Raw genomic sequence first — 25,738 nt, 5'->3', positions numbered from 1 at the left:
TTTGTTGGGAGGTTTTTTTGAAAACGGTAACAAAAAATGTTTTTTTATAAAAAAGTTTTTTTTTTTTTTTTTTTTCATTAAATATGATTTATAATAGGACTATGTTTTGTAAAAAGCATATTTAATGAATTTTTAATGAAGGAGAGAGTCATGTCAGGGATAGATAAAACAGGTAAATCACAAACAGGTTCTGATGTTGGAGCTGCAGATGAGGCTAAATTTGCGGAGACAACTGTTGAGCAAAAACCAGTTGAGACAAAAAAAGTTCAGATGAATGAACTTGTCAGTACTATGCTGGGCGATAATTTGCCTCTTTACATGCGTGCAATAGCTAATGCAGGTAGAGATGCTGTTGAAAGAGCTGCAAATATGATAAATATGGCAACAGGACCAGGGGGGGATATTTTGGGCGGCGCAATGAGTTCTAGCGAGCTTGTGGATATGGCGTATCCAGAGAGTAAGGAATTTTATGGCAAAGATTATGGTGAGCTTTTTTCTGAGCCTAAGAGACAGATGAATGTTGAGACGCACCAAGGTGTATCTAAAAAGGAAATAGAAGATGTTGCAAGTAAGGTCATTCATGAATTAATGGAAGCAACAGGGGAATCTGAAGCTGAGGTTAAAGAAGGATTATCAGGGACAACGCATTTTTTAGTTTACCCGTCAGATGAAACAAGAATGGACTTCGCTTTTCATCTTTATGATTTCAAAAAAGCAGCTGACGGGGCTGGTCAGTCATTAGGTGAAGCCTATCAAATCTATAAGGACTGTAAGGTTTCTATTGATGAGGCATGCAGAGATCGTCTAGATATTCTTAATTTGTCAGGGCGTCAGATTTCACACCTTCCTCCTGAAATAGTTAGATTTGCCGGCCGCCAATTATTGCTGAATAATAATTCTTTACAAAGTTTTTCTACAGATTTTTCATGGGTGCGAAGCAATTTGGAGAGTGTCGATCTCAGTAATAATCGCCTGACTTCTTTGTCATCAATGATTGGTGTGTTTTCTGGCGCTGGTAGGTGGTGGGTTAAAGATCAAACATTGCGAAATCTAAACCTTTCCAATAATCAACTTAAAACGTTACCAAGAGATATAGCTTTATTTGCGGGAAAGACTTTCCACGTGAGCTTAGATAACAATCCATTAGAGTTCTTGCCCAGTGAGGTAAGTGTTGCTTTATTTACAATAGCAACGGGTTTGTACGGCCCTACAGGATCTGATCCGAATGAAGCTGATAAAATGAGGCTATATTTCGGGAAGTTTGGTACCCTTTTCCCGACAGATGAGCAGATTCAATCGCTTGAAAAAGAGCAATCAACAGAGGGTTCTGATGTGACCATTTAGGTTGTATTGATTTGAAGAAGACAAAGGCCCGATGGATATTTTCTGCGGGCCTTTTAAATTGTGAGGTCATGCTTGCTTCTTTTGATTGAAAAGGCTAGACTGGGGTTGTTTATTGTCCGGAGGTTTTTCAACATGACGCAACAAAAGCCGCTTTCTTTTCAAGACTTGATTCTGACCTTGCAGCATTTTTGGTCAAAGCAAGGCTGTGTGATTCTGCAACCCTATGACTGTGAAATGGGCGCAGGGACCTTTCATCCCGCAACAACCTTGCGCGCAGTTGGTTCAAAACCTTGGAATGCAGCCTATGTTCAGCCATCACGTCGTCCAAAAGATGGCCGCTATGGTGAGAACCCGAATCGCCTTCAACACTACTACCAGTTTCAAGTCATTATGAAGCCATCTCCGGCCAATTGTCAGGAGCTCTATTTAGAAAGTCTCAAGGCAATCGGCATTGATCCTTTGCAGCATGATATTCGTTTTGTGGAAGACGACTGGGAAAGCCCGACGCTCGGTGCTTGGGGGCTTGGTTGGGAAGTCTGGTGCGATGGAATGGAGATTACGCAATTTACCTACTTTCAGCAAGTGGGCGGCCTTGAATGTAGCCCGGTGTCGTTCGAGCTCACCTATGGACTTGAGAGGCTGGCCATGTATATTCAAAATAAAGAACGATTCCATGATCTGGCTTTCAATGACCATGGTGTGACTTACGCAGATGTATTCTTGCGCAATGAGCAAGAATTTTCAGCCTATAATTTTGAATTTGCAACAACGGATGTTTTGTTTCAGCATTTTGAGGATGCAGAACGGGAATGCCAAATGCTGATTGATCAAAAATTAGCGCTGCCTGCCTATGATCAATGTATCAAGGCAAGCCATTGCTTTAACCTGCTTGATGCCAGAGGTGTGATTTCTGTTTTAGAAAGAGCCTCATACATCGGCCGCGTCAGAGCCCTTGCGAAAATGTGTTGTGAAGTTTGGGATGCGCCAAATGTGAAGGAGAGTGCATAATGGCTGAGTTTTTATTAGAGATTTTTGGAGAAGAAATTCCAGCACGCATGCAAAAAAATGCTGGCGCGCAATTGGCGCAATTGGCTGAGGGCTGGCTGAAGGAGAAAAAGATCGAAGGCGCTCAGGTGATGAGCCATGTCACGCCACGTCGTTTGGTTTTGGTGATTCAGAATTTACCTATCAAACAAAATGATGTCTCAGAAGAGAAAAAGGGCCCAGCTTTGGGAGCGCCACAGCAAGCTATCGATGGCTTCTTGAAGGCGAATAATCTTAAGTCTTTGGATGAATGCGAGCTACGTGACGGCGGAAAAGCGCAATATTATTTCGTAAATGTGTTAACGCCAGGTAAGCAAATGACTGAATTGCTTGCAGAGCTTCCATCTCATTTGATAGCTCAGTTCAATTGGCCAAAATCAATGCGCTGGGGATCTTTCACAAAGGCTTGGATACGTCCTATCCATCGCGTGATGGCGATCTTTGATCAAAAGCCATTGAAGGGCTTTATCTCATTAGGAGAAGGTGAAAGCGCTAAGATTCATTTTAGTGCTGAGACAACGGGACATCGTTTTATGGCCCCAGATTCTTTTATTGTCACAAGTTTTGAGGACTATAAAGAAAAATGCAAAAAGGCATTTGTGATTGTGGATCGTGAAGAGCGCATGACAATCATTCAAGAAAAAGCTGCTGCTTTGGCATCTGATAAAGGCCTTGTCTTTCAGCCGGATGAAGGGTTGATGGAAGAAGTCTCAGGTCTTGTGGAATATCCAGTGCCGTTCCTTGGCCAGATTGATCAGGCCTTTATGGATGTGCCGATGGAAGTTTTAACAACATCAATGCGTGTTCATCAGAAATATTTCCCGCTCTATCAGGCTGATGGTAAGCTTGCGCCCTTTTTTGTGATCGTTGCCAATATTGTACCGAATGATAAAGGCGTTGCGATTGTCACAGGAAATGAGAAAGTCCTCAGGGCCCGTCTTTCTGATGCCCGTTTCTTCTGGGATCAGGACCGTAAAGTGACACTTGAAAGCCGTCGTGAGTCTTTGAACAATATTCGGTTTCATGAGAAACTTGGTTCTGTTTTCTTAAAAACAGAACGGATCGCAGGGATTTTAAGTGAGTTGCTCAAAAGCGCAAATCATGCCCACCTTTCTGCGATCGATTCTAAAAAGCTGATGACAGCTGGTCAATTATCGAAGGCCGATCTCCTCTCTGGCATGGTGGGGGAATTCCCTGAGCTTCAAGGCGTGATGGGTGGTTATTATGCAGCGCATGATGGACTCGGGGATGCTATCTCGATTGCGATTCAAGATCATTACAAGCCCATGGGCGCAGCTGATCAATTGCCACGCACGGTTGAGGGCGCATTGGTTTCATTAGCAGATAAAGTGGATAGCTTGGTTGGGTTCTTCACAGCGGGTCTTAAGCCAACAAGCTCAAAGGATCCCTTTGCACTGAGACGTGCTTGCCTTGGTATCGTGCGGATTATTGAAGCTTTTGAGCTTGATTTTGATTTTGTGGCCCTTTGTGAGCATGTCTTTAGGCTTTATGCGGGTCAAGGGATCTTTATGCTTGATAAAGAAAAATGCCCTTTAGATGAGATTCATGCCTTTGCTCTTGAGCGGATGAAGGTCTATCTCAAAGACAAGGGATTGCGCTATGATCTGATTCAAGCAACTTATGAAACAGGTCATTTGACACATCTCTATCTGATCTTTAAACGTGTCACGGCTTTGACAGATTTTTGTGGACAGGCTGAGGCAACGCGTTTGCTGTCTTTATTCAAGCGCGCAAATAATATTCTGCAGATCGAAGAAACAAAAGATAAGGTAGGATATAAGGGGCAGGTGAATCCAATTTATCTGAAAGATGGATTTGAAACAAAATTGCATGTGGCGTTAGAGAGGGCATCTGAATCTGTTGATGTTGCGATAAAAAAGAATGATTATGTGGAGGCGATGCAGCATTTAGCCCATTTATCCTCGCCAGTTAATGATTTTTTCGAGAATGTTATGGTAAATGTAGAAGACTCGAACGTAAGGATAAATCGTCTAGAACTTTTAGGTCAGATCAGACAGACAATGAATCGCATTGCATCATTTTCCTGCATTGACGAAAAATGAATTTTGTGTAGATTGAGGTTATATGAAACGAGAAGATGGATTTCAGATGGAAACAACAACAATGACAAAGTGGATTTATGCATTTGGCAATGGTAAGGCCGATGGCAAAAAGGATATGAAAGACCTTCTTGGTGGGAAAGGCGCAAACTTGGCAGAAATGGCAAGCTTGGGTCTGCCAGTGCCGCCAGGGTTCACAATTTCAACTGAAGTCTGTACTTACTTTTATAATCATGAACGCACCTATCCATCAGATTTAAAAAAGATGGTTGAGGAGAATATTCAATTTATTGAAAAAACAGTTGGTGCTACCTTCGGGAGCAATCAGAATCCGCTTCTTGTATCAGTGAGATCAGGGGCGCGTGCATCGATGCCAGGGATGATGGATACAATTTTAAACCTGGGCCTTAACGATAAAACTGTTCTCGGACTCATTCAAATGAGCGGTGATGAGCGCTTTGCTTATGACAGCTATCGCAGATTCATTCAAATGTATTCAAACGTTGTTCTTGAGGTTGATCATTACCTCTTTGAAGATGCGCTAGAGCGCTATAAAGCAGATTTCCATCTTCATGAAGATACCGATCTCAAAGCTGATGATTGGAAAAAGCTGATTGAAGAGTATAAAGAGATTGTTCAAAAGGAAACGGGTAAGGATTTCCCGCAGGATGTTCAAGAACAGCTTTGGGCAGCCATTGGTGCAGTCTTTAATTCTTGGATGAACCAGAGAGCGATTACCTATCGTAAATTGCATAATATCTCAGCCGATTGGGGAACAGCCGTTAACGTGCAAGCCATGGTTTTTGGGAATATGGGAAATGACTGTGCAACAGGCGTTGCTTTTACGCGCAATCCATCAACGGGTGAAAACGAGTTTTATGGTGAGTTTCTGATCAATGCACAAGGTGAAGATGTAGTGGCTGGTATCAGAACGCCGCAACCTTTAACCAAAAAAGCTGCAAAAGGCACTGATGAAAAATCATTAGAAGAAGAGATGCCAGAGGTCTATAAGCAGCTGTGTGAAGTGCGCGATCGCCTAGAAACGCATTACCGTGATATGCAAGATATTGAATTTACCGTTCAACAGAAAAAGCTCTACATGCTTCAGACCCGTAACGGAAAAAGAACGGCCCAAGCCGCTCTCAGAATTGCCGTTGAGCTTGCGAATCAGAATATTATCTCAAAGAATGAAGCAATCTTGAGGGTTGAGCCAGCATCGCTTGATCAACTTTTACATTCTCGTTTGGATCCGAAGGCTTCAAAAACAGTTCTCGCTAAGGGATTGCCAGCATCACCAGGCGCTGCGAGTGGTATTGCTATTTTCTCAGCTGATGAAGCAGAGCGCGTTGCAAATTTGGGCAAGAATGTGATTCTCTGTCGGCTTGAAACAAGTCCTGAAGATATCCACGGTATGCATGCAGCAAAAGGGATTTTAACAGCCAGAGGCGGTATGACCAGCCATGCAGCTGTTGTTGCGCGCGGTATGGGACGTCCATGTGTTTCAGGTGCAGGAGATCTGAAGATTGATTCAAAATTATGTGAGATGAAAGTTGGTCAACACGTAATCAAAGAGGGTGATACCCTGACGATTGATGGGTCAACAGGTGAAGTGATTTTAGGTGAAATTGCACGCATTGAACCAGAGCTTTCAGGTGAATTCCAAACCCTTATGTCATGGGCAGATGCAGCGCGTCGTTTGAAAGTGAGAGCGAATGCGGAAACGCCAACTGATACCAAAATGGCGATCAAATTTGGCGCAGAAGGCATTGGTCTTTGCAGAACTGAGCATATGTTTTTTGATCCTGGGCGCATTATGTCTGTTCGTGAGATGATCCTTGCTGATAATGAAAAAGACCGTAAAGTTGCTCTTGAGAAGCTTTTCCCAATGCAAAAGCAAGACTTTGTCGAGATTTTCGATTTAATGGATGGACGTCCAGTGACAATCCGTCTTTTGGATCCGCCGCTGCATGAATTTTTACCCCGCACGCGTGAAGAGATGGTTGAGTATGCAACTCAGACAGGCAGCGATATTGTTCAGCTTCGTCAAAGATCAACACAGCTTCATGAAAGCAATCCAATGTTAGGGCACAGAGGCTGTCGTTTGGGTATTTCTTATCCTGAAATTTATGAAATGCAGGCCAGAGCTATTTTTGAAGCCGCTGTTGAAGTCTCGCAGAAAAAAGGAAACTTTGTGGTGCCAGAGATTATGATTCCTCTTGTTGGCTCAAAAGAAGAATTCAATGCCCTAAAACCAATGGTTGAGAGAGTTGCAGGAGAAGTGTTTGAGAAATATAAGACAAAAATTTCTTACATGATCGGTACGATGATCGAGCTTCCAAGGGCAGCTTTGAGAGCAGGTGAAATTGCTGAGACAGCTGACTTCTTTAGCTTCGGCACCAACGATTTAACACAAACAACGCTTGGTATCAGCCGTGATGATTCAGCTGGATTCTTACCAGATTATCAACGTGAAGGAATTATGGAAAACGATCCATTTGTTACGCTTGATATTGAGGGTGTTGGTGAGCTGATTTCAATTGCCAAAGACAGAGGCGTTGCAACAAATCCTGGATTGAAGCTAGGTATTTGTGGTGAACATGGCGGGGACCCAGCCTCGATTGCTTTTTGTGAGCTGGTTGGGCTAGATTATGTCTCTTGCTCACCTTACCGCGTTCCGATTGCAAGACTTGCAGCCGCTCATGCCGCTTTGAAGAGCTGACGTGTTTACCACCATCTTTTAACGGATGAACTTCTGCGCCATAGTCCTTCTTGGTTTGGGGGAATTTTTGAGAGGTCAAACCATTTTTTGGATTCGACTGGATCTTTAGGGACATGGAGTCCTTCTTGATACATGATACCTAAATGATATTGCCCTTCAGGTAAATTCATATCTGCCGCCATTTTGTACCAGTAGAAAGCTTTTTCATAATTTTTCTGCACACCTTTGCCGTATTGGTATAAAATTCCGAGTGAGCAGAAGGCTGCTTTATCCCAATTTTCAGCCGCTCTCTTTGTCCATTTATATGCCTCTTTGAGATTTCGACTATATCCAGCCCCTTCAGTATATAGATAAGCTAATAGGCGCTGGGCTTTTGTATTGTTTTGTTCAGCGGAGCTTAATAAGAGTAATTCAGCATATTCATAATGTGGATCATTCCCGCTAGACAAAATTTCTCCCATTATGTACTGGGCTTCAGCATTCCCATTCTCGGCAGCTTTTAAATACCAGTTTCCAGCTTCGATGACATCTGCCTTTTTACCGCGACCTGATTCCCTGAGGGCGCCAACTTGAAGTTGTGCAACATCATATCCCATTTCAGCTGATTTCAAAAGCCATCTTAAAGCCTTCGGATTACTGCGCTTTTGGCCGGCTTTGCCCCATAGATATATCATGCCAATATAGTAAATAGCTTCAGCATCATTTTGGTTGGCGGCTTTCATGAACCATTCGTATGCTTGCTTATAATTTTGAAGGATATTATCACCTTTGTAATAGCGGAGCCCTAATTCACATTGGGCGAGAGCATCGCCATTGTTCGCTAGAGTCACTAGTGCATCAAAGCTACAATCGAACTTTGGTTTAACAGCAGGAAGAATAATTTTCTTTGGCGTTTTTTTCCGACTGTACAATTTAACGAGGGTGTAGCCAACGAAACTTCCGCTGATGATGGCAATGATGTTATCGGTATAGTAACTTAAAAATTGATAGAAATCATGAAACATTAATATACTCTCTTTCTTTAAAATTAAATCTATATTAAATGAAAATAAAATAATTGTCAAGTGAGTATGAAATGAGTATATCTTCATCTTCTATTTGACAAGTTTTTAGAAAAATGCGTATCATGGAAGAAACAAGCAATAATTGATGGGTCAGATGGCAGAAAAAAAAGCGAAAACAAAACGTCGTTCCCGCAAGGTGATAGAGGCTATTGAAGAGATTGTAACGGGTGAGGAACCCCAGGTTTCTGCAGAGCCTGAGCCAGAGGTGACCGGTTTCCATATCCCTTTGACTGAAATGCTTAAAAAAAGACGTAAACACCTTGGCGTTGATTTCAAAACACTTGCTGAAAAGCTCTGTATTCAAGAAAAATACTTGGTTGCCTTGGAAGAGGGTCGATTTGATGATCTGCCGGATGAACCTTATCGTTCAGGTTTTTTGAAATCATATGTGCAATTTCTAGACCTTGATGCGTCAGCGATTTTGGGTGAATATCGCAATTATTTCCACCAAAGTCAGGTCTATCGCTTTCCCGAGCCAATTGAAGAAATTAGAGCGCCTCGAAAAACATGGGTAATCGGTTCTGCAACATTGATTTTGGTTATTTATTTGATATGGTCTTACATGAATTCAGATCAAACAGTTGGAACCCCTTTTTTGATCGACCTGCCTAGCTATTTGAGATAATCGTTTATTTTCTGGATCTTCTGTCCTTCTTTGTGGTAGCTTAGCTTTAAATTATCATTGAGGATTTTCTGTGGATATTTCCATTCAGCTTAAAAAAATTAAAGATCGTTACGATCAATTAAATCAACAGCTTGCTGAGCCTTCATTGAAGCATGAAGAGATGACACGTCTGTCGCGTGAGATTTCTGAGATTGAAGAGATTGCAAAAGCTTATGAAACACATTGCCAGATGGCGCTTGAGATTTCTCATTTAACAGAAATGATCAATGATCCCGACTCAGATGCTGAAATGAAAGAGCTTGCAGAATCAGAGAAGAAAGATCTAGAAACAAAGTTTGATGACTTTCAAAATCATATGAAGATTTTGCTCCTGCCCAAAGATGAGGCAGATGCCCGAAATGCAATTCTTGAGGTAAGAGCAGGGACAGGCGGTGATGAAGCAGCCCTGTTTGCTGCGAATTTATTTGAGATGTACCAGAGATATTCAGCTTTGCAGGGGTGGAGATTCCAGGTTCTAGATTCATCACCAACACCGATTGGTGGGCTTAAAGAAGCCAGAGCAGAGATTGCAGGCGTGAATGTGTTTGCAAAATTGAAATTTGAGTCTGGCGTTCATCGCGTTCAGCGTGTTCCGAAAACTGAAACAAGTGGACGCATTCATACATCAGCTGCAACAGTGGCAGTTTTGCCAGAAGCTGAAGAGGTTGATATCGATGTTCAAGAAAAAGACTTACGCGTTGAAACTTTCCGAGCCTCTGGTGCTGGTGGTCAGCACGTCAATACAACAGATTCAGCCGTGCGCATTACTCATATTCCAACTGGTATTGTGGTTTCACAGCAAGATGAAAAATCTCAACATAAAAACCGCGCAAAGGCCTTTAAGATTTTAAGAGCGCGCCTTTACCAAGTCAAACGCGATCAAATTGCAGCTGAGCAAGCAGCGACCCGAAAAAGCCAGGTGGGCTCAGGAGATCGCTCCGAGCGGATCCGTACCTATAATTTTCCACAAAGCCGCGTTACGGATCATCGGATTAACCTCACGCTCCATAAGCTTGAAGCTGTATTGATTGGTGAGGCTTTGGAGGAAATGATTTCTGAGCTGATCACTCATGATCAAGCATTAAAGCTTGCTGAAATTGCAGAAGAATAAGTGATGACTCTTCAGGAATGGCTCTCAGAAAAGCATCTGTCTCTTTTTAAAGATGAAACGGATCTTGTGCGCGATTTCATTCATTATCTCAAAAAAGCTCTTGGTCTTTCTCGATTTGATTTGTTAAGACCCGAATCCATCTTGTTAACCGCTGAGCAGTGTGATCAGCTCGATCATGCCTATGAAAGGCTTTTGGATCATGAACCTGTCTCAAAGATTCTTGGCCTTAAAGGCTTTTGGAAAGATGATTTTTATGTGACAAAAGATGTGCTTGATCCGCGCCCTGATTCAGAATTGATTATCGAAAAGGCATTGCACTATTGCGGACATGATTATCAGGGAGATGTGCTTGATCTTGGTACTGGTAGTGGATGCTTAATCTTATCGCTTTTGCGCGAATGGCCAGAGGCAAAAGGAATGGCGCTTGATTATTCAGAAAAAGCGCTGCAAGTTGCAAAGGAAAATGCAAGACGTCTAAGCCTTGAGGATCGCGTTATATTCCAAAAATCGAATTGGTATTCAGCTTTGGAAGGAACGGGCAAGCGCTTTGGATGCATCATTTCAAATCCGCCTTATATACGATCATCTGATATTGTCGGCCTGTCTGAAAAAGTCAAAAGATTTGATCCCCTTTTGGCTCTTGATGGAGGGGCAGATGGCCTTGACCCTTACCGAATTTTATTACAAGACTTAGCTCTTTATTTAGAGCCGGATGGATATCTGATTCTTGAATGCGGTTATGATCAGGCAAGAGATATTGCAATATTGGTAAGTACTTACGGTTATGATCTTGTTGAAATTGCAAAAGATCTTCAAGGACATGAGCGTTGTCTCATTTTTAAATTAAAAAATTATTAATAATTGGGATTGACGTCTATATTTGATGCTGATACGATTTCCTTGTTAGACTTACCATCTAACGTTATAACCATAAAAAAACTTGGAGGTCATCAATGGCACAAATTACACTCGTTAAACATACCCCACTTGCATCACTCAATGTTCCATTCTCTTTAACACAGAGAGATATTTATCAAGCTGTTGATACAGCGGCAAGACGGTCAGCAGATGAGTTTATTCCTGGATATTTGCAAGCCTTTCAATCAGAAGGGGCCTATGCGTCACATGCAGCTTTTACACTTCATCAGTCATTGAAAAAAAGAGCAGTTAAACAAGCAGAAAACAAAGTGATGGATCCGAAGGACTCATTTATTGTTGGTGCTAAGGCCTTTACCTATATTCGCTCAAATGCAAATGAAGATACAGCTCAGCTCCTTAAAATGATTCCACAGGCAAGACGCGATGCTATTGAGAAAATTGAAATCAAAATGAGCACAGTTGGTCTTCTTGCAGAGCTACAAATGCTTAAAGACTTTTTCCCATCAGTGACATCGATTGATCTATCTGTTAAAGGTTCAAAAGCATTGAATATGAGTTATTATGCCCAAAATAGAGAAATGTCGGGTGGTGTAGCGCCAAATAACAGACAGGTTTCAATACCAGGTCTTGTGAAGGCTTTGAAAGAATTTCCTAAGCTCGAAACTGTTGTGATGAAGAATGTAACAACGCAAGATATACTAAAGGTTGCATTGAAGGACGGTCTACCAGGTCCATCATTACAATTCTAAAAAGAAAAAAATTTTGATGAATAGGACCCATGGTGATGCCGTGGGTCTTTTTTTCTTTCTCAATTTGAAAATCAGGTTGATAATAAAAAGAAAAAAGAAGGATTATCAAATGGATATCAATCGGTATTTTTCAGATTTTTGTCGCCTTATTGCCAGGCTCACCGGGCGTCCAATCACACTCACATTCGCCTTTGGGATTATTATTGTATGGATAATCACGGGTCCGATGTTTGATTTTTCTGATACATGGCAGCTTGTGATTAATACAGGCACATCTGTGATTACCTTCTTGATGGTTTTTTTGATTCAGAATACACAGAACAGAGACAGTGAAGCCATTCAAATTAAGCTTGATGAATTGATTAGAGCTCATCAAGGCGCTCATAATGCCCTCTTGGATTTAGAGGAACTCACTGAAGAACAGCTTATTGCAATCAAAGCCAAATATGAGAAATTAGCAGCTGCCGCAAGAGCTGAATTGGCAAAAGGTGTATTTGATACCGATACAAAAGATGTGGATTAAGTCCCCAAGATCAGCATTGTAATATCATCGAACTGATCAACCTCTTTCACAAAGCCTTTAATATCACTCAAAATAACATCAGGGACTTTTTCAAGACTGAGGTCTTTAGGCATTTTTAAATCTGTAAAGCGCATGCCGTAATCTTCATTTTGATCATTGATGGCATCCGTGACACCATCGGAATAAGCAAAGATAGACTGCCCCTTTTTGAGGGTGATTTTATGAGTGGTGAAGCTCACAGAATCATCAATGCCAAGAGCCATGTTTTGCGTCAGCTCAAGAGCTGTAAAACTTTGTCTTGCTGAATCGTAGAGATAAGCAGGGGGATGACCAGCATTGCAATAAGTAAAAGATTTTGTGCGTGCATCATAAATGCCAAAAAAGACAGTCACAAACATCATTTCATGATTTTGACTGGTGAGTATTTGATTCACGCGTTTGAGCAAATCAGGAATCGAATCTGAAAGGGCTGCTTGAGCTTTCAATAATGTACGCGTTAGAATCATGAACAGAGCAGCAGGAATCCCTTTGCCTGAGACATCAGCCACAACAATTGCAAGACGATTGTCATCAATCTTGAAGTAGTCATAAAAGTCGCCTCCAACTTCTTTGGCTGGAATCATGAGCGCTTTGAGTTTGCAATCTCTAATAATTGTTCCTGGGTTGCCTTCTGGTAGGATGGAGAGTTGCAGTTTTGCTGCAACATCAAGCTCCTTTTTGATAGAAAGGTATTTAAACATCGATTTTTGAAATTGAACTTTTTGCGTTTGGATCAAATCATAACTTATCTGTCTTGTGTTTAAAATCCGTAAGGAATCTTCCAATTTTTCATAATCGGGAATATTGTCATTGAAAGGAACAAAGGAATCTGATTTTTTTGCAATCATCGCCTCTAAGGCTTCTAGACTTTTTTGAAGAGGCGTGAGCATATTTTTCAAATAGGCATTTGTCATAAAAATGGCCCAGATGAAAAAGGCAAAAATCAAGAAAGTGGAAAGGGTCAGATAGACATATTTTTCTGCCAATTGTGTTGTTTTGTTTTCGATTGTCACCCAATAGCCAATGATATCATTATTGATGTCCTTAAAGGGCGTTACAATAAAGATATAGTCTTGGCCTGTTTTTGTATTTTCATAAAAGTTTGAGATGAGGGGATCCCACGAGAGGTCTTTAAATTCTTTGATGAATCCTGGATCTTGTCCGAGGATCGGATCACCATGTTGGTTGAAGACATAATTGCGATCTTGATGCTCAGCAAAATAGAAAAGCTGAATTTGGCGCATGTCGAGCATCACAAGATATTTTTTGTGTATGTCAGAAAAATCATAGATAAAGGCGATAAAGTAATTCTGTTTAAAATCTTGAAGGATTTGGATGGGTTGATTGAGGCCAAGTTCAAGCTGGATGAAGGTCTCATCCTCGCTTTGCGCAAGAGAGCTTTTGAAAAGAGGATTGAGTTGATTTTGATTGGTAAATTCAGAGATCAAATAAATTTGCTCTGGTTTTGAGAAAGAAGTCGCGTGCATGGATTTCTGATTCTTTAAAACCAGTCTTAGGTCTTTTTGATAAGTGTCATAGAAGTTTTTGAGCAGGTTTTCCCATCTTTTATTTTGATAGGAGGTGACAAGATCAGCAGCTTTATGTTGTTGATATTCACTCAAAAACGTTTGATTCGCCAGATAGAAAATGGTGAAGATGAGAAAAAATCCTGTGAAAAAAAGACCGATGCGCTGATTGAGTGTCATGTATGATTCTCCGCGGGTATGAAGAAAAAGTACAAGATAGCGAGATAGGTGCAATAGACTGAGCCTAAAAGAGCATGAACAGCCAGTTCATTTGTTTGCAATATCCAACCTGTGAGCAGGCCAAACAAGGCACCTGATATGACATAGAGAGATGTCTTTGCAATCTCAAAAGGTCTAAACAGATAGAAGAGATAAAGTCCAATGGCCAAGATTTGTCCGATAAAACTTAAGGCATAAAAGATGATCACTTGCTGATCGCTAATCATTGAATATCCAAGGCTGATCTTCCCAAGAATAGATAAATAGAGGCACAGAAGAATGAAAATCATCGATTTGCTTTGTTTTCGTTGAAAGAGCGAATAAAGTGAGAAAGCAAAGAAGATGGTGAGTAAAGCCATGAAGTAGGTCAGAAAACTGCTTTTGATGTTTTGAACAAAATAGTAATTGAAAAAGGGGATGAAAAATCCTTCAGAGAAAGTCAGCAGAAAAAGCATGAAATAGGAAGGGCTGATTGGTATTGTGATAAAAGAGAGGTGAATTTTTTCACCCTTAAAGTGATATTTTTTCTGAAGAGTTTGATTGATTTGATCAACCTTGCGATTGATTTGTGGTGACAGGTTTAAGTCTTTGAGTTCTTTAATCCAGCCATTTAAAGAGACATAGAGCTCATTTAATGAAATAACAGACCGATTAAGCGCAAAGAGAAGCCCCCTTAAATAATCATGCGGAATTGAACGAACAAGTCTTGTGAAATGTCCTTTGTCAGCATCTTTCAGCAGAACAAAAAGAGCGTTGTATCTCTTGATCCAGAATTGATCAAGATCCTTATAGAGAAAAAGTGAGGCAATATAGAGCATGATGAAAATGGGTATGTAATTTGCCATTTTTAGAGCGTAGGTGCCATAAAGAGAGAAACGGTCACCGCTGACGATCAGTTCTTGACCACTCTTGTTCGGTTGAGATTTTTGAATGACGTACCGGATGGTTGATTCTTGAGCAGGGGGTGCCTCTTTTTTGGCTCCGGTTGAAGGGTCAGCATATTGGTCATTTTTCTTTAGATAGAAAGAGAGAGGGCTGCCCTCACGGCTTGTATCCACAAAAGAAAAATGTTCATAAAGTAATAGGCTCGCAGAGATTTGATGATCAAGAGCTTGATCAAGAGTCTTTTTTTCGATAAACGAAAACAGGATCACAATCACAAGGAAAAGAACCATAGGCCAGAGCAAGAGCGTCCGGTTTAAAGATTTAAAATGAGCTGACATGAAATCTCTATAGGCTTTCATAATTTTTCAAATCCTTTAAGAGGTCATTAAGTTCAGTTTGAACAACTTTTTTGCGTTTTTCAAACGTTTGAAGAAGAGGGTCTTGTCTAAAATCAAAACCCTTTAATTGAGGAATGTGACGCGTCAGTAAATAAAGGCCCAGGACCAAAGTACTCAGTCCTGTCACTATTAAGAAACCTTGATTCTTTGAGATAAGGGTTAAAAAAGAGTCTTTTTTAAAAGTCAGAGAGAGGTAAAGTCCATCTGTCTTAGGAATGGGGTAAAAAAGGGAGAGGTCTCTCTCACCTAAGATTTCAGGCATCACTGGATTTTGCGCTAGAAAATTTTGCCAATGATCCATAATGCGATCACCAATTAGACCTAGCGTTGAGCTGTAGGTGATGGTTCCATCTTTTGTGAAAACCGCAACGGTCGTCAGCTGTGTGTCTTGAGCTTTTAGATCAGAGATGAAATTTTGAATCGTAACAATAGTCTCAGAGGACATTTCGCTCGTAAGCGGCAAACGACTGAGCATTGCAGATTTATATAGGTCAGCTTTGTCATGAATAACTTGTGATTCTAATGTCAATGTAGCATGGTAAAAAATCAAAAAGGAAAGTAAGAAACTTGTGATCACAAGGAATAAAGAAAATAAGCCAAAGAGGGCTGTGCTTCCAGTAAAGGAGCTTTTGTCTTCCCTGTGTTTTGTCTTTGGGGCTTCTGAGATGTTCGTCATTATTTTTTTGCTCATTTTTTCATTATCTTAGCATAAAATCGTAAAAAAGAAATCTGACAAAATGGTTCTTTTACAAAATGGATGGAACTTAGAAACCTTTCAGTGCTATACTGCAAAAAAATTCGATAAATGACTTCATCTTGGCAAAGGAGACGACTATGAACGATCAATCCTACTTACTCGATATTATTTTATTCGCTGCTATTACCATATTTTTGGTCTATCGCTTGAAAAGTGTCTTGGGTAAAAAACATGGTGAAGAAAGAGATCGCAACAATCCTTATGTTAAAAAAGAAGAAGCGCCTCTGAAAGAGCCAGTGCCTCTTGTCAAATCAACTGCGGCAAAGCAAAAATTTATCCGTCCTCAAACAACCTATGCTGATGATATGCCTTTGACGCTCTCTCAGGGTATTGCCCGCATTCAAGAAGCTGATCCATCTTTTGATGAGAAGAAGTTTGTTAAAGGGGCGCGCAGAGCCTTTGAAATGATCATTGAGGCTTTTGCAAATCATGACCATGATTTTCTCAAAAAAATGCTATCTCATTCAGTTTATGAGCAGTTTGCAAAATTGATGGATGATCGATCTACAAAAGGGCAGAGATATCAAGCTAACATTACAAGGCTCGATGATATCGCTATTCTGAAAGCGAATCTGGAGGGCAAAAAAGCCGTTGTGACAATGACCATTACCTCGCATCAAAAAATTGCTCTTTTCGATAAAAAAGGTGAGCTGATTGAAGGCAATCCGGATAAGGCCCAAGAAGTGGTTGATCGCTGGACCTTCTCACGCGATACAACATCAGATAATCCAAATTGGACATTGATTCGCACAGCATCAGCTGCTGAGTAACTATTTGAGGTCATCATGAAATATGTTTTTTATTGTCTCTCCATTCTGTCTTTAATGGCCTCTGCTGTTTGTTCTGCTGAGCTCTCTCTGGCACCTATTTCTTTTGATCAGCTCGAAGGATTTTCACAAGATCGTCTTTTAGAAGTAAGGCCAGCTCTTTTGAAAAGCTGTGAAAAGAGACTTACACAAAAAAATAATGGCTCTGCGCTTGCGCATGCTGTTCAGCAAACTTTGGTAGATGTCTGTCCTGAGTTGATGAAAAGCAATTTTCAATCAGATCAAGATTTTCTCTCCTTTATCAGAAAAAATCTCGTGCCTTATAAAGTCACAAACGCTGATGGACAAGGACTTTTCACAGGCTATTATGAGCCGATTTTAAAAGCATCAGCGCAAAAAACAGGGAGCTTCAAATATCCGCTTTATGCCTTGCCGCCAGATTTTAAAACGCCTTACACGGTCAGAGCAGACATTGAGCGCGGTAAAATCCACCCATCTACACAGGTTCTTGCTTGGTTTGAAGATCCGGTTCAGCTTTATTTTTTACATGTGCAGGGCAGTGGCATCGTGCGCTATGATGATGGCTCAACAAAACGTTTTGCTTTCGCCGGAAAGAATGGCCAGACCTATGTATCAATCGGTAAATACTTGATTGATCAAAAACAAATCGAGCCCCAAAATATGTCAAAGCAAAGTCTTGAGGCTTGGCTTTATGCACATCCTGAAAGGCAGCGAGAAGTCTTTGATCAGAACCCATCTTTTATCTTTTTTAAGGAAAGTCAAATTGAGGGAGCCGTTGGTTCATCAGGTGTTGTTCTCACAAAAGAAAGATCTTTGGCAATCGATCCTGCTTTTATGCCCTATGGCGCCCTCTTATGGCTTCAAGCTGATTCAATTGATCATCCAGAAGAGCCGGATTTAAAATTACGTCGTTTGGTTGTGGCTCAAGATACGGGATCAGCGATCAAAGGAAAAGTGCGTGGCGATTTGTTTTGGGGCAATGGTGACAGAGCCGAGCATCATGCAGGTCTTATGAAGAACAAAGGTGATTATTTCATTCTGCTCTCAAAATCAGCATCAGTTCGATAGGATAACTTGATGGATGATGAGGATGATACAGGTGATGGTCTTGAGCTTTGGGAGCGTGTGAAAGAAGAAGCAAAGCCTCTTGTGCGCAAAAAGAAGACAGAGCCTGGTTCACCTGAGGTAAAGTCAGATGAAAAGGCGCATTATCCGCCCAAAATTCAACTTCAAAGGCGTCCAAGATCATACATGCAAATTGCATCTGAGGCGCCGCAGAAACCAACAATTACGCCCCTGGTGCCAGGAACATTTTCCAACAGGCTCGATCGTAAAAATGACATGCGGATCAAAAAAGGCAAAACAGATTATGAGATGAAAATTGATTTTCATGGCATGACAGTACAGGCCGCCTATCTTTGTTTTATGCGGACATTAGAGCAGGCTCAAAAAAATAACAAGAGACTTATTTTGGTTGTCACCGGTAAAGGCAAAAATGCCGAAGGCGGAGGTGGTGTCATTCGGCAATCGTTTCTTGAATGGATCAATAGACCTGATATTTCAAGGGTGATTTTGACCTGTCACCCTGCTCAAGCCAAGGACGGAGGCTCCGGTGCCTTTTATCTGTACCTGAGAAAGGCCTAGAAACTTTCTTTTTTTCGTTAATCTCTTTTTTAGGAAATGCTCCGCAGAATAGATCTACCAACAACAGAAAAGGGGAGAAATATGGCTCAAATTCATTTAAATAAATCACAAGATCAACCAAATCAAGGATTTGGAGCGGTGTATCCAAGTTTTAATAGCCAAAGTGTTGGCGTTGCCCCCGCTGGTGAGCCAAAAAATGATTTAATGGAATCTGCTATTTTTACTGCGCCTTCATCCTTATTTGATCGTATGGGTGGAATGTTAAATCCAAAGAAATGGTATAATGATACAGCAAGTGAGAATTATGCTAAATATGAACAGAACAGAAAACCTAAGGATTTACAAGCGGCTTTTGAGAATTGGGTCAAATCAGCTGACGAATACGCATCGGATGCGGCCTTGAATCGATTGATTAGTCTTTTTAAAGATCGCAAGATTTATCTTGGGATGTTTGGTGAAAATTTAAAACCATATCAATTCAGTACACCGCTCGATTTGTTTCAAATAGCTGTTAAATCAGGACAGTTGCCCCATTGGGTCGCTTTGTTAGAAGCATTTAAATTTCATTGGGATAATGCGACTGATTTTGATCGCATTTTATTATCAGAAGGAGCAACTCTTTATAGAATGCTCTCAGAGCGTGCGACTCCGGCTCTTGAAAGTGCACGGTTTTTAGAGGATCTTAAGGCTTTTGGAGCAGATTTAAAGAAAAAGCTTTGTGAACAACCTGCATACCTGTATGACGTTTTCTTGGCTAAAATCTATTATGATTTGGAAATGTCTTTTGACAAAAAAGCTTTCTTAGGCAACTTAAAATCTAATGCTGAGAGTCATGGACAAGTTTATTTGAACTATCTTGTCGAGAAAGATCCTTATCTCTCCTCAGAAGTTAAAACTGAAACACTCGGACATACTGGTCTCTATAAAGAAACCTATGTACAAAATGCAATGACAGCTCTGTCAAATTTTGTAGCAAATAGATTGGAGATTGAAATAAAAGATAATACCATTTATTTGAATGATAAGCCTTTCTCTTTCAAAGAAGCTGAATTCACAATGCACTTGGCTTTAGAATTAAAAAATATACATAAGGATGGTGATATTCCTCTTGGGAAACTGGCTGCCTTTTTGACAGAGTTGCAGAAATTTGCTGTAGATAATAAAGTTCAAGTGTTCTTGTCATCTGCTGTGAGTATTTTACCTGCCCCAGCTCAAAAGTCAGCGCCAGTTGTTGTCCCTGAAAGCGTTGAATTGGTTGCAGATCGCGTTGAAACTCCAGTCGCTCAGGGAAAATTATGTGAAGCTTTTGAAACTTTCAAGCAAACAAAAGAAACAACGGTTTTAAATGAATATGTGCCAAACTCAGCTGAAGTCGGGAAGTTCTTAAGGCAATATGGCGGTACAAAAAAGACGAAACCAGAGTCTGAGGATGAGAGAAAAGTGCTTTTGGACTTTTTGCAAGCTATGCAGTTCAATTGCTTCAAAAAGCCAAGTGGTCGAGAATCTGCGGGGGAAAAAGATGCTCATCGTGCTGTTGACGCTGCGATTCAACGGTTGATAGTACAAAATATGTAACTTTATGTGATGGTTCGATACGTCACTCAGAGGGCTCTCTTTTGAGGGTCCTCTGCTATTTCACAACAGAGTCACCCTGAACTCTAAATTCACAATGCTGTTTTTTTGGGGGCTGTATTAAATTGTCTTATCAGGATATTTGCACTCATCACGAATAATGCAAATTGAGCATTTTGGTTTTTTGGCTGTGCAAACATAACGCCCATGAAGGATAAGCCAGTGGTGCGCATCTTTGAGATACGCATTCGGGACAACTTTCATGAGGCTAGCCTCTGTTTTCTCGCGCGTTTTTTCAGTTACAAAGCCAATGCGATTGGCAAGCCGAAAGATATGCGTATCAACGGCTATACAAGGCAGATCAAAAAGCGTATTTAAAACCACATTCGCTGTCTTTCGGCCAACACCAGGCAGAGCCTCGAGGGCTTCACGATTGTTTGGGACTTGACTCTGATGCTTTTCAATCAGTAATTGTGAGAGTTCATAGAGATGTCGTCCTTTGGTTTTAAAAAGATTGAGTGTCTTGATGGAAGAGAGAATCGCATCAAGACCCAAGGCAACCATTTTCTCAGGCGTATCAGCAATTTTAAAAAGAGCTTCAGTTGCTTTATTGACATTGATATCTGTGGTCTGAGCCGATAAGACAACAGCAACCAGCAGCGTATAAGGATTTGTGTAATTGAGCTCTGTCGTGGGTGTTGGATTCGCTTCTTTGAGCTTTTCAAAGATCGATATAATTTCAGCCTTGGTGAGTAAAGTTGTCTTCGTCATGATGAGGTCTCTTATTATTTCTTGCTGGTTAGAGTATAACAGAAGTCAGTTTAGAGACAAAGAGTATTGACTATGCCCAGGTGGCGGAATTGGTAGACGCGCAGGTTTCAGGTACCTGTGATGGAAACATTGTGGAAGTTCGAGTCTTCTTCTGGGCACCAAATTTTCTTGACTATTTTAATTAAACACTATACATTGAGCCTCTATTTATTTTTAGATGAGGTATTTTAAAATGGTCATGATTCAGGGCAATTCTCAACCGGTAACTGATGTTCAAGTACAAGTTGTCCCTTTTACAAGAGCGGAGTTAGACACCTTTCATGCATTCCGGCTTACAGGAACTTGCTTAGCTGGATTGGTCCCAAGGGTGGATGGGCAACTATCTATTGCATTATTTCCCAAACATATTTGGAAAACAATATTTAAGTATCTGAGTCCGAGAGATTTGTTTACTGTCTTTGTCACAGCTAAAGAATGGAGCGTCTCTTTTGATCTGGATCTGTATCGGAATCGATATTGTTTAGCCGAAACTGATTATAACGGTGACATGAATGGACGTTTGAGAGGGTATTTATCAATCTCAAATCACATTTTAAGACCTATTCAGTATTTGGAATACTCAGGAAACGATGGCTTGATTTCAGGTCAAGAGTTGGCATTGGTTTGCGCAAAGAGTCCTCATAAAGTGAATGCAAAAGAAGCCGTGTTAAAGACAATACAGGATTTTGATGCATTGCAAAGTGTGAGTTCTCATGTCAGAGATCATATTGTCTATTTAGACATTTGGGAAGCCTCATGTTTACAAACGAGTCTGGATGAAATTTTGTATGCATTTCCGCGTTTACAAGAATTTTTCTTGTCGATTACCGCCTCAAATGAGGATCATCCCTTTAATTGGGAAGAGGTTATCTTCTCTAGAGGTGGTCCGCTCTTATCACTAAAACGTGCGACTATTGAAAATGGTGCAGAAAAGAAGGGTATGGATTTATTTACCTTGCAATGCTTTTTCACAGCAGTGCCGAATATAGAATCCTTTTCTCTGGATCGACTAAATTATAATTTTGAGGATTCCGTTCCAGATTATTGGCGAGGTTTTCAGTTAAAAGAAAATTCTCTTCCTCTTTTGAGACGGATTCGGATTCATGAATTAAACTATAGGGAATTTGACCATGCATCTCATTTGATAGAAACCATTTTAAAAGCGGCTCCTCATTTAGAGGAAGTTGATTTTGGTTTCATTCAAAATAAAGTGCCCCCAAAGGGCGTTGTGATAACTGACCCAGATGCGCAGAGGAATCTCCTCGTTAGAGAAGATGAAGTGAGCCATTGGATTGAGCTTGCCATGCAAGGAATACCCTTTGCACAAAAACGATTAGATTCTTTGATGCAAGAAAATCCTCAAAAACGATTCGAAGTGAAGGAATATCTTAAGGAGAGACATGAAGAGGCGCAATTGATGATGAATCAATCGGCTGCACTTTATAAGCGCATTGCTCAAAATGATGAGTATTCGGCGAAAAAGCAGAAGATGGATGAGTGATGTGTTGAGGGGATTGTAGCATCTCTGAAAATCGTCATGGTGAGGAGCGACATCTCGTCGAAGCGTAGCGAAGACGGAAGCGACGCGACCATCCAGAAATCTCTCAACCAGTGCCTTTCGTTGATGATTCAGGACTGGATCCTCACACCTTTGCTGCGCTCGGCTCAAGATGACGAAAGGTTGGTGTGGTGCTTTGATATGAAGCCCCTAATAAGCATATTCACTATAGGCGTGATCGATGTTTTCTTGCCAGGGACCTTTGTACTTACAGAGCATTTCTTCTGATAAAGTTTGTCCAACCTCAACAATTTGCCAAAGAGGCCAGAGATATTTTTCTTCCGTCTCACCTTTAAAATTCAATGCCTGCCGATGATTTAATCCTCTCGCCGCAATACTCAGCATGCGTTTGGCAAGATCAAGAACCGTTGTCTTTCCTACCTGTGTTTGAAGGCCTGTTTTGCAAACATTTTGATACATTAAGCGAATATCATCTTGACTCAGTTGAGCCGCTAAAGCCTCAGCTTCCTGAAAAGCAGCATCGCTATATAAAAGGCCAGTCCAGAGAGCTGGCAAGGCGCAGATGCGTCGCCAAGGGCCGCCATCAGCGCCGCGCATTTCAAGATATTTTTTGAGACGAACCTCTGGGAAAAGCGTTGTGAGATGATCTTCCCAATCTTTCAGCAAAGGCTTTTCTCCTGGCAGAGCTGACAATTGACCCTTCAAGAAATCTCTGAAAGATTGACCAGAGGCATCAATGTAAGTTCCATCGCGATAGACAAAATACATAGGCACATCCAAAGCATAATCAATATAGCGCTCAAAGCCAAAATCTGTGTCAAAGACAAAAGGCAGAAAGCCCGTTCGATCCGGATCAGTGTGATGCCAGATATGATTTCTGTAACTCAAATAACCAGATGGCTTTCCATTGACAAAAGGAGAATTGGCAAACAAGGCGGTCACAATCGGTTGCAGAGCCAGGGAAACTCTGAATTTCCTGACCATGTCTTTTTCATCAAGATAATCAAGATTGGCCTGAATCGTTGATGTGCGCGTCATCATATCAAGGCCGAGCGTGCCTTTTTTAGGCATATATTCACGCATAATTTTATAGCGCCCTTTGGGCATCCAAGGCATGTCATCTCTGTCCCATTTCGGCAAAAGTCCCATGCCAAGCAGACCTAGGCCCAATTGGCAGCAAATCTCTCTTGCTTGATCGAGATGATCATGGGTTTCTTGACAAGTTTGGTGGATGTTTAGCAGTGGACTGCCAGAGAGTTCTAGTTGACCAGCTGGCTCTAGAGAGATCATGGCTTGCCCCCTTTTCAGAGCAATAATTTTATCCTTTTCAAAAACAGGAGACCATCCAAATTGGGTTGAGAAAGCGGTGAGAATCGCCTCAATCCCATTGTCGCCAGCATAAGGAACAGGCCGCAGCGTTTTGAGATCAAAGACAAATTTTTCATGTTCGGTCCCAATGCGCCAGTCATGAGGCGGCTTTCCGCTTCCTGCGAAATAGTCGATGAGCTGATGTTTGTTTTCAATGATCATGTTAGTCTTCTTTACTCAGTGTTTGGTTTGGTTCGGCCTGGGCCCAATCACCGTAAAAGGCTTGATAGGCTGATAGAACAGCAATAGCTGCTGTCTCAGCTCTTAAAATGCGCGGGCCGAGATGAATCGGGATGACAAATGGATATTTGAGCAACAGAGCAATGTCTGTATCAGAGAGTCCGCCAGCAGGTCCAATCAAAAAACCGCATTTTTGGGATGGATCCTTTTTGGCAAAAGCCTCCTTAACTGGTAAGGCTTTTTCTCTCTCAAGACAGGCAAATAGAATGCGATCTTTTGGCCACTTGTCTAGAAGAGATCTAAGCTTTGTCATAGGGTCAATGGTTGGTAGCGTGAGTCTTTCTGTTTGTTCAGCAGCTTCAATGATTTGCGCTTCAATTCTATCCAGTTTTAAATGGAGAATCTCGGTAAAGTCAGTTTGAATAGGACATAGTCGATTGACGCCAAGTTCAACAGATTTTTCAATCAGAAAATCAAGTCGATCTTTTTTCAGAGGCGCAAAGGCAAGCCATAGATCGTCCTGAGCCGTTGAGTCTGAGCCCGCTTTGCGTGTTTGTTTTGTGAGGGTGAGCTTAGTGTGCTTTTTATGGATAAGAGTGAGAGGACCCAGAAATTCACCGTCAGACTCATTAAAGAGCAGAACGAAATCTTTTTCTTTCAGTCGAAGCACATTTGCGACATAATGAGACATATCGGAGGAGAGAGTGATCTCGCTGCCAACAATAAGAGGATTTTTCACATAAAGTCTTGCTTTTGGCTTTGATATCATCTTTTTGTTTCTTCGTTCTTTTGAACCATTAAACCACGAATAGAGAAATGACGCAATTGGAAGATCACACGCCTCATACAGACATTCAAAATGACCACTGGCTCATTGCAGCTTTGCCTGTCTCTTTAAAGCCCTATGCGCAGTTAGCAAGGCTTGATCGGCCTATAGGCATTTGGCTTTCGGGTCTGCCTGCTTTTTGGGGTCTCTTTATGGGCGGGATCACGATGAGTCACTGGCCTCTGATTCTTTATTTTGCCTTTGGGACAGTTTTGATGCGCGGTGCTGGCTGCACGATTAATGATTTACTTGATCACAAGATTGATCAAAAAGTTGAGCGTACAGCTCTGCGACCTTTGCCTTCTGGAACTCTCACGCGCAAAGCTGCAAAATGTTTCCTCATCATGCAATTGCTCGCAGCAAGCCTGCTGCTGATTCAGCTGCCTGATAAGGCCATTTTGCTCGGTCTTTTCTCGCTCTTGCTGATTGGTGCCTATCCCTTGATGAAGCGCATCACTTATTGGCCACAATTGTTTTTAGGTGTGACTTTTAATTGGGGGTTTTTGGTGGGCATTTGTGCAACAGGTGCTGATCTGTCATTACCATCTTTGCTTGTCTATGTCGGTGCTATTTTTTGGACCCTTGGCTATGATACGATCTATGCGCATCAAGATAAAAAAGATGATGCCTTGCTTGGCATGAAATCAACAGCTCTTTTGTTCAAAGAAAAGAGCAAGGATGCTGTCTCAATCATCTATGGCCTGTCTTTGATTTTGATTGGGCTTGGGCTCTTCTTAAACCATTTCTCACTGCTTTGGTCTTTTCTCTTTTTGATCACAGCGGGCGCTCATTTCTTTTGGCAAATTTTGACCTGGCACATGGATGATCCAGTCTCATCTTTGCGCGTTTTTAAATCGAATCGGGATCTTGGGATTTTGATCCTGCTCATCTTTATCGGGGAGAACCTTTTCAATGCTTGATAAAACAAAACTCAAAACATCCTATGCTTCAATGCGTGACTTTATGAGCTTCCTTGAGGCCCATGGTTTGCTCGTTCGCATTCAAGAGCCTGTTTGCCCTCATTTAGAA

Annotated in this window: 22 protein-coding genes and 1 tRNA gene; 16 read left to right on the top strand and 7 right to left on the bottom strand. The window is 41.3% G+C overall.

Annotated elements, in window-relative coordinates; genetic code table 11:
- Window positions 1–150 precede the first annotated feature (150 nt).
- The 4 genes from KBF71_05390 (at window position 151) to KBF71_05375 (ending at window position 7,188) form a co-directional block, all read left to right on the top strand.
- Window positions 151–1,344: a leucine-rich repeat domain-containing protein gene (locus KBF71_05390; protein ID MBP9877751.1), complete on the top strand. Its 1,194-nt coding sequence runs from the start codon at window positions 151–153 to the stop codon at window positions 1,342–1,344.
- 132 nt (window positions 1,345–1,476) lie between these two features.
- Window positions 1,477–2,352 (top strand): glycine--tRNA ligase subunit alpha, encoded by an 876-nt coding sequence (locus KBF71_05385; protein ID MBP9877750.1) that lies wholly within the window; start codon window positions 1,477–1,479, stop codon window positions 2,350–2,352.
- On the top strand, window positions 2,352–4,472 hold the full coding sequence (locus tag KBF71_05380; GenBank protein MBP9877749.1) for a glycine--tRNA ligase subunit beta: 2,121 nt from the start codon (window positions 2,352–2,354) through the stop codon (window positions 4,470–4,472). The genes KBF71_05385 and KBF71_05380 overlap by 1 nt, the downstream gene beginning before the upstream one ends.
- A 61-nt stretch (window positions 4,473–4,533) precedes the next feature.
- Complete coding sequence (locus KBF71_05375) at window positions 4,534–7,188, top strand: pyruvate, phosphate dikinase (protein ID MBP9877748.1); 2,655 nt, start codon at window positions 4,534–4,536, stop codon at window positions 7,186–7,188.
- A 5-nt stretch (window positions 7,189–7,193) separates the two neighbouring features.
- Here the strand turns inward: KBF71_05375 and KBF71_05370 are convergent, their stop codons facing one another.
- Window positions 7,194–8,192, bottom strand: a complete 999-nt coding sequence (locus KBF71_05370; GenBank protein ID MBP9877747.1) for a sel1 repeat family protein — start codon at window positions 8,190–8,192, stop codon at window positions 7,194–7,196.
- Window positions 8,193–8,346: 154 nt separating this feature from the next.
- Here KBF71_05370 and KBF71_05365 point away from each other — a divergent pair, with 154 nt between their 5' ends.
- The 5 genes from KBF71_05365 to KBF71_05345 all read left to right on the top strand — a co-directional run bounded on the left by KBF71_05365 (window position 8,347) and on the right by KBF71_05345 (window position 12,178).
- Window positions 8,347–8,877: a helix-turn-helix domain-containing protein gene (locus KBF71_05365; GenBank protein ID MBP9877746.1), complete on the top strand. Its 531-nt coding sequence runs from the start codon at window positions 8,347–8,349 to the stop codon at window positions 8,875–8,877.
- A 70-nt stretch (window positions 8,878–8,947) separates the two neighbouring features.
- Window positions 8,948–10,027: a peptide chain release factor 1 gene (gene prfA / locus KBF71_05360; GenBank protein MBP9877745.1), complete on the top strand. Its 1,080-nt coding sequence runs from the start codon at window positions 8,948–8,950 to the stop codon at window positions 10,025–10,027.
- Window positions 10,028–10,030: 3 nt separating this feature from the next.
- Entirely contained in the window at window positions 10,031–10,885 is an 855-nt protein-coding gene (gene prmC / locus KBF71_05355; protein ID MBP9877744.1) for a peptide chain release factor N(5)-glutamine methyltransferase, read from the top strand.
- A 95-nt stretch (window positions 10,886–10,980) separates the two neighbouring features.
- The gene (locus tag KBF71_05350) at window positions 10,981–11,655 is read left to right on the top strand and encodes a hypothetical protein (GenBank protein MBP9877743.1); all 675 of its coding nucleotides are present in this window, start codon (window positions 10,981–10,983) and stop codon (window positions 11,653–11,655) included.
- A gap of 109 nt (window positions 11,656–11,764) precedes the next feature.
- On the top strand, window positions 11,765–12,178 hold the full coding sequence (locus tag KBF71_05345) for a low affinity iron permease family protein (protein ID MBP9877742.1): 414 nt from the start codon (window positions 11,765–11,767) through the stop codon (window positions 12,176–12,178).
- Here KBF71_05345 and KBF71_05340 read toward each other — a convergent pair.
- The 3 genes from KBF71_05340 to KBF71_05330 are packed head-to-tail and all read right to left on the bottom strand — an operon-like array spanning window position 12,175 to window position 15,921.
- Complete coding sequence (locus KBF71_05340) at window positions 12,175–13,923, bottom strand: serine/threonine-protein phosphatase (GenBank protein ID MBP9877741.1); 1,749 nt, start codon at window positions 13,921–13,923, stop codon at window positions 12,175–12,177. The two genes, KBF71_05345 and KBF71_05340, sit on opposite strands and share 4 nt — an antisense overlap.
- Entirely contained in the window at window positions 13,920–15,206 is a 1,287-nt protein-coding gene (locus KBF71_05335) for a hypothetical protein (protein ID MBP9877740.1), read from the bottom strand. The genes KBF71_05340 and KBF71_05335 overlap by 4 nt, the downstream gene beginning before the upstream one ends.
- Window positions 15,193–15,921 (bottom strand): hypothetical protein, encoded by a 729-nt coding sequence (locus tag KBF71_05330; protein ID MBP9877739.1) that lies wholly within the window; start codon window positions 15,919–15,921, stop codon window positions 15,193–15,195. Before KBF71_05330 ends, KBF71_05335 begins: the two co-directional genes overlap by 14 nt.
- A gap of 158 nt (window positions 15,922–16,079) precedes the next feature.
- Here KBF71_05330 and KBF71_05325 point away from each other — a divergent pair, with 158 nt between their 5' ends.
- The 4 genes from KBF71_05325 to KBF71_05310 all read left to right on the top strand — a co-directional run bounded on the left by KBF71_05325 (window position 16,080) and on the right by KBF71_05310 (window position 20,009).
- Window positions 16,080–16,772 carry a Tim44 domain-containing protein gene (locus KBF71_05325; protein MBP9877738.1) on the top strand — a complete coding sequence of 231 codons (693 nt, stop codon included), beginning with the start codon at window positions 16,080–16,082 and terminating at the stop codon, window positions 16,770–16,772.
- Window positions 16,773–16,787: 15 nt separating this feature from the next.
- Entirely contained in the window at window positions 16,788–17,858 is a 1,071-nt protein-coding gene (locus KBF71_05320; protein MBP9877737.1) for an MltA domain-containing protein, read from the top strand.
- 9 nt (window positions 17,859–17,867) lie between these two features.
- On the top strand, window positions 17,868–18,434 hold the full coding sequence (locus KBF71_05315) for a Smr/MutS family protein (protein ID MBP9877736.1): 567 nt from the start codon (window positions 17,868–17,870) through the stop codon (window positions 18,432–18,434).
- Window positions 18,435–18,515: 81 nt separating this feature from the next.
- Window positions 18,516–20,009 carry a hypothetical protein gene (locus KBF71_05310; GenBank protein MBP9877735.1) on the top strand — a complete coding sequence of 498 codons (1,494 nt, stop codon included), beginning with the start codon at window positions 18,516–18,518 and terminating at the stop codon, window positions 20,007–20,009.
- Between the two features lie 117 nt (window positions 20,010–20,126).
- Here KBF71_05310 and nth read toward each other — a convergent pair whose 3' ends face one another.
- Window positions 20,127–20,777, bottom strand: a complete 651-nt coding sequence (gene nth, locus KBF71_05305; protein MBP9877734.1) for an endonuclease III — start codon at window positions 20,775–20,777, stop codon at window positions 20,127–20,129.
- Window positions 20,778–20,851: 74 nt separating this feature from the next.
- Here nth and KBF71_05300 point away from each other — a divergent pair.
- Window positions 20,852–20,938 (top strand) — tRNA-Leu (locus KBF71_05300).
- Window positions 20,939–21,009: 71 nt separating this feature from the next.
- Window positions 21,010–22,317, top strand: coding sequence for a hypothetical protein (locus KBF71_05295; GenBank protein MBP9877733.1), 1,308 nt, complete (start codon window positions 21,010–21,012; stop codon window positions 22,315–22,317).
- A gap of 207 nt (window positions 22,318–22,524) precedes the next feature.
- Here KBF71_05295 and KBF71_05290 read toward each other — a convergent pair whose 3' ends face one another.
- Together KBF71_05290 and KBF71_05285 are read right to left on the bottom strand one after the other, a co-directional pair.
- Complete coding sequence (locus KBF71_05290) at window positions 22,525–23,865, bottom strand: glutamate--cysteine ligase (GenBank protein MBP9877732.1); 1,341 nt, start codon at window positions 23,863–23,865, stop codon at window positions 22,525–22,527.
- A gap of 1 nt (window position 23,866) precedes the next feature.
- The gene (locus KBF71_05285; protein ID MBP9877731.1) at window positions 23,867–24,652 is read right to left on the bottom strand and encodes a 16S rRNA (uracil(1498)-N(3))-methyltransferase; all 786 of its coding nucleotides are present in this window, start codon (window positions 24,650–24,652) and stop codon (window positions 23,867–23,869) included.
- 47 nt (window positions 24,653–24,699) lie between these two features.
- Between KBF71_05285 and KBF71_05280 the strand changes: the two genes are divergently transcribed.
- Window positions 24,700–25,629, top strand: coding sequence for a 4-hydroxybenzoate octaprenyltransferase (locus tag KBF71_05280; protein MBP9877730.1), 930 nt, complete (start codon window positions 24,700–24,702; stop codon window positions 25,627–25,629).
- Window positions 25,630–25,738 lie beyond the last annotated feature (109 nt).

The sequence above is a fragment of the Alphaproteobacteria bacterium genome (assembly GCA_018063245.1).
Taxonomy (GTDB): domain Bacteria; phylum Pseudomonadota; class Alphaproteobacteria; order JAGPBS01; family JAGPBS01; genus JAGPBS01.
The sequence above is the reverse complement of the archived record's forward strand: the minus strand, read 5'-3'. Positions and strand labels throughout refer to the sequence as shown.

Bases quoted from the DNA above. Each gene is read 5' to 3' on its own strand.
- KBF71_05320 (MBP9877737.1), top strand. From the start codon at position 16,788: ATGAAATATGTTTTTTATTGTCTCTCCATTCTGTCTTTAATGGCCTCT.
- KBF71_05375 (MBP9877748.1), top strand. From the start codon at position 4,534: ATGACAAAGTGGATTTATGCATTTGGCAATGGTAAGGCCGATGGCAAA.
- KBF71_05380 (MBP9877749.1), top strand. From the start codon at position 2,352: ATGGCTGAGTTTTTATTAGAGATTTTTGGAGAAGAAATTCCAGCACGC.
- KBF71_05295 (MBP9877733.1), top strand. From the start codon at position 21,010: ATGGTCATGATTCAGGGCAATTCTCAACCGGTAACTGATGTTCAAGTA.
- KBF71_05365 (MBP9877746.1), top strand. From the start codon at position 8,347: ATGGCAGAAAAAAAAGCGAAAACAAAACGTCGTTCCCGCAAGGTGATA.
- KBF71_05390 (MBP9877751.1), top strand. From the start codon at position 151: ATGTCAGGGATAGATAAAACAGGTAAATCACAAACAGGTTCTGATGTT.
- KBF71_05345 (MBP9877742.1), top strand. From the start codon at position 11,765: ATGGATATCAATCGGTATTTTTCAGATTTTTGTCGCCTTATTGCCAGG.
- KBF71_05350 (MBP9877743.1), top strand. From the start codon at position 10,981: ATGGCACAAATTACACTCGTTAAACATACCCCACTTGCATCACTCAAT.
- KBF71_05280 (MBP9877730.1), top strand. From the start codon at position 24,700: ATGACGCAATTGGAAGATCACACGCCTCATACAGACATTCAAAATGAC.
- KBF71_05285 (MBP9877731.1), bottom strand. From the start codon at position 24,652: ATGATATCAAAGCCAAAAGCAAGACTTTATGTGAAAAATCCTCTTATT.
- KBF71_05340 (MBP9877741.1), bottom strand. From the start codon at position 13,923: ATGACACTCAATCAGCGCATCGGTCTTTTTTTCACAGGATTTTTTCTC.
- nth (MBP9877734.1), bottom strand. From the start codon at position 20,777: ATGACGAAGACAACTTTACTCACCAAGGCTGAAATTATATCGATCTTT.
- KBF71_05310 (MBP9877735.1), top strand. From the start codon at position 18,516: ATGGCTCAAATTCATTTAAATAAATCACAAGATCAACCAAATCAAGGA.
- prmC (MBP9877744.1), top strand. From the start codon at position 10,031: ATGACTCTTCAGGAATGGCTCTCAGAAAAGCATCTGTCTCTTTTTAAA.
- KBF71_05335 (MBP9877740.1), bottom strand. From the start codon at position 15,206: ATGAAAGCCTATAGAGATTTCATGTCAGCTCATTTTAAATCTTTAAAC.
- KBF71_05325 (MBP9877738.1), top strand. From the start codon at position 16,080: ATGAACGATCAATCCTACTTACTCGATATTATTTTATTCGCTGCTATT.
- KBF71_05370 (MBP9877747.1), bottom strand. From the start codon at position 8,192: ATGTTTCATGATTTCTATCAATTTTTAAGTTACTATACCGATAACATC.
- KBF71_05330 (MBP9877739.1), bottom strand. From the start codon at position 15,921: ATGACGAACATCTCAGAAGCCCCAAAGACAAAACACAGGGAAGACAAA.
- KBF71_05385 (MBP9877750.1), top strand. From the start codon at position 1,477: ATGACGCAACAAAAGCCGCTTTCTTTTCAAGACTTGATTCTGACCTTG.
- KBF71_05315 (MBP9877736.1), top strand. From the start codon at position 17,868: ATGGATGATGAGGATGATACAGGTGATGGTCTTGAGCTTTGGGAGCGT.
- KBF71_05290 (MBP9877732.1), bottom strand. From the start codon at position 23,865: ATGATCATTGAAAACAAACATCAGCTCATCGACTATTTCGCAGGAAGC.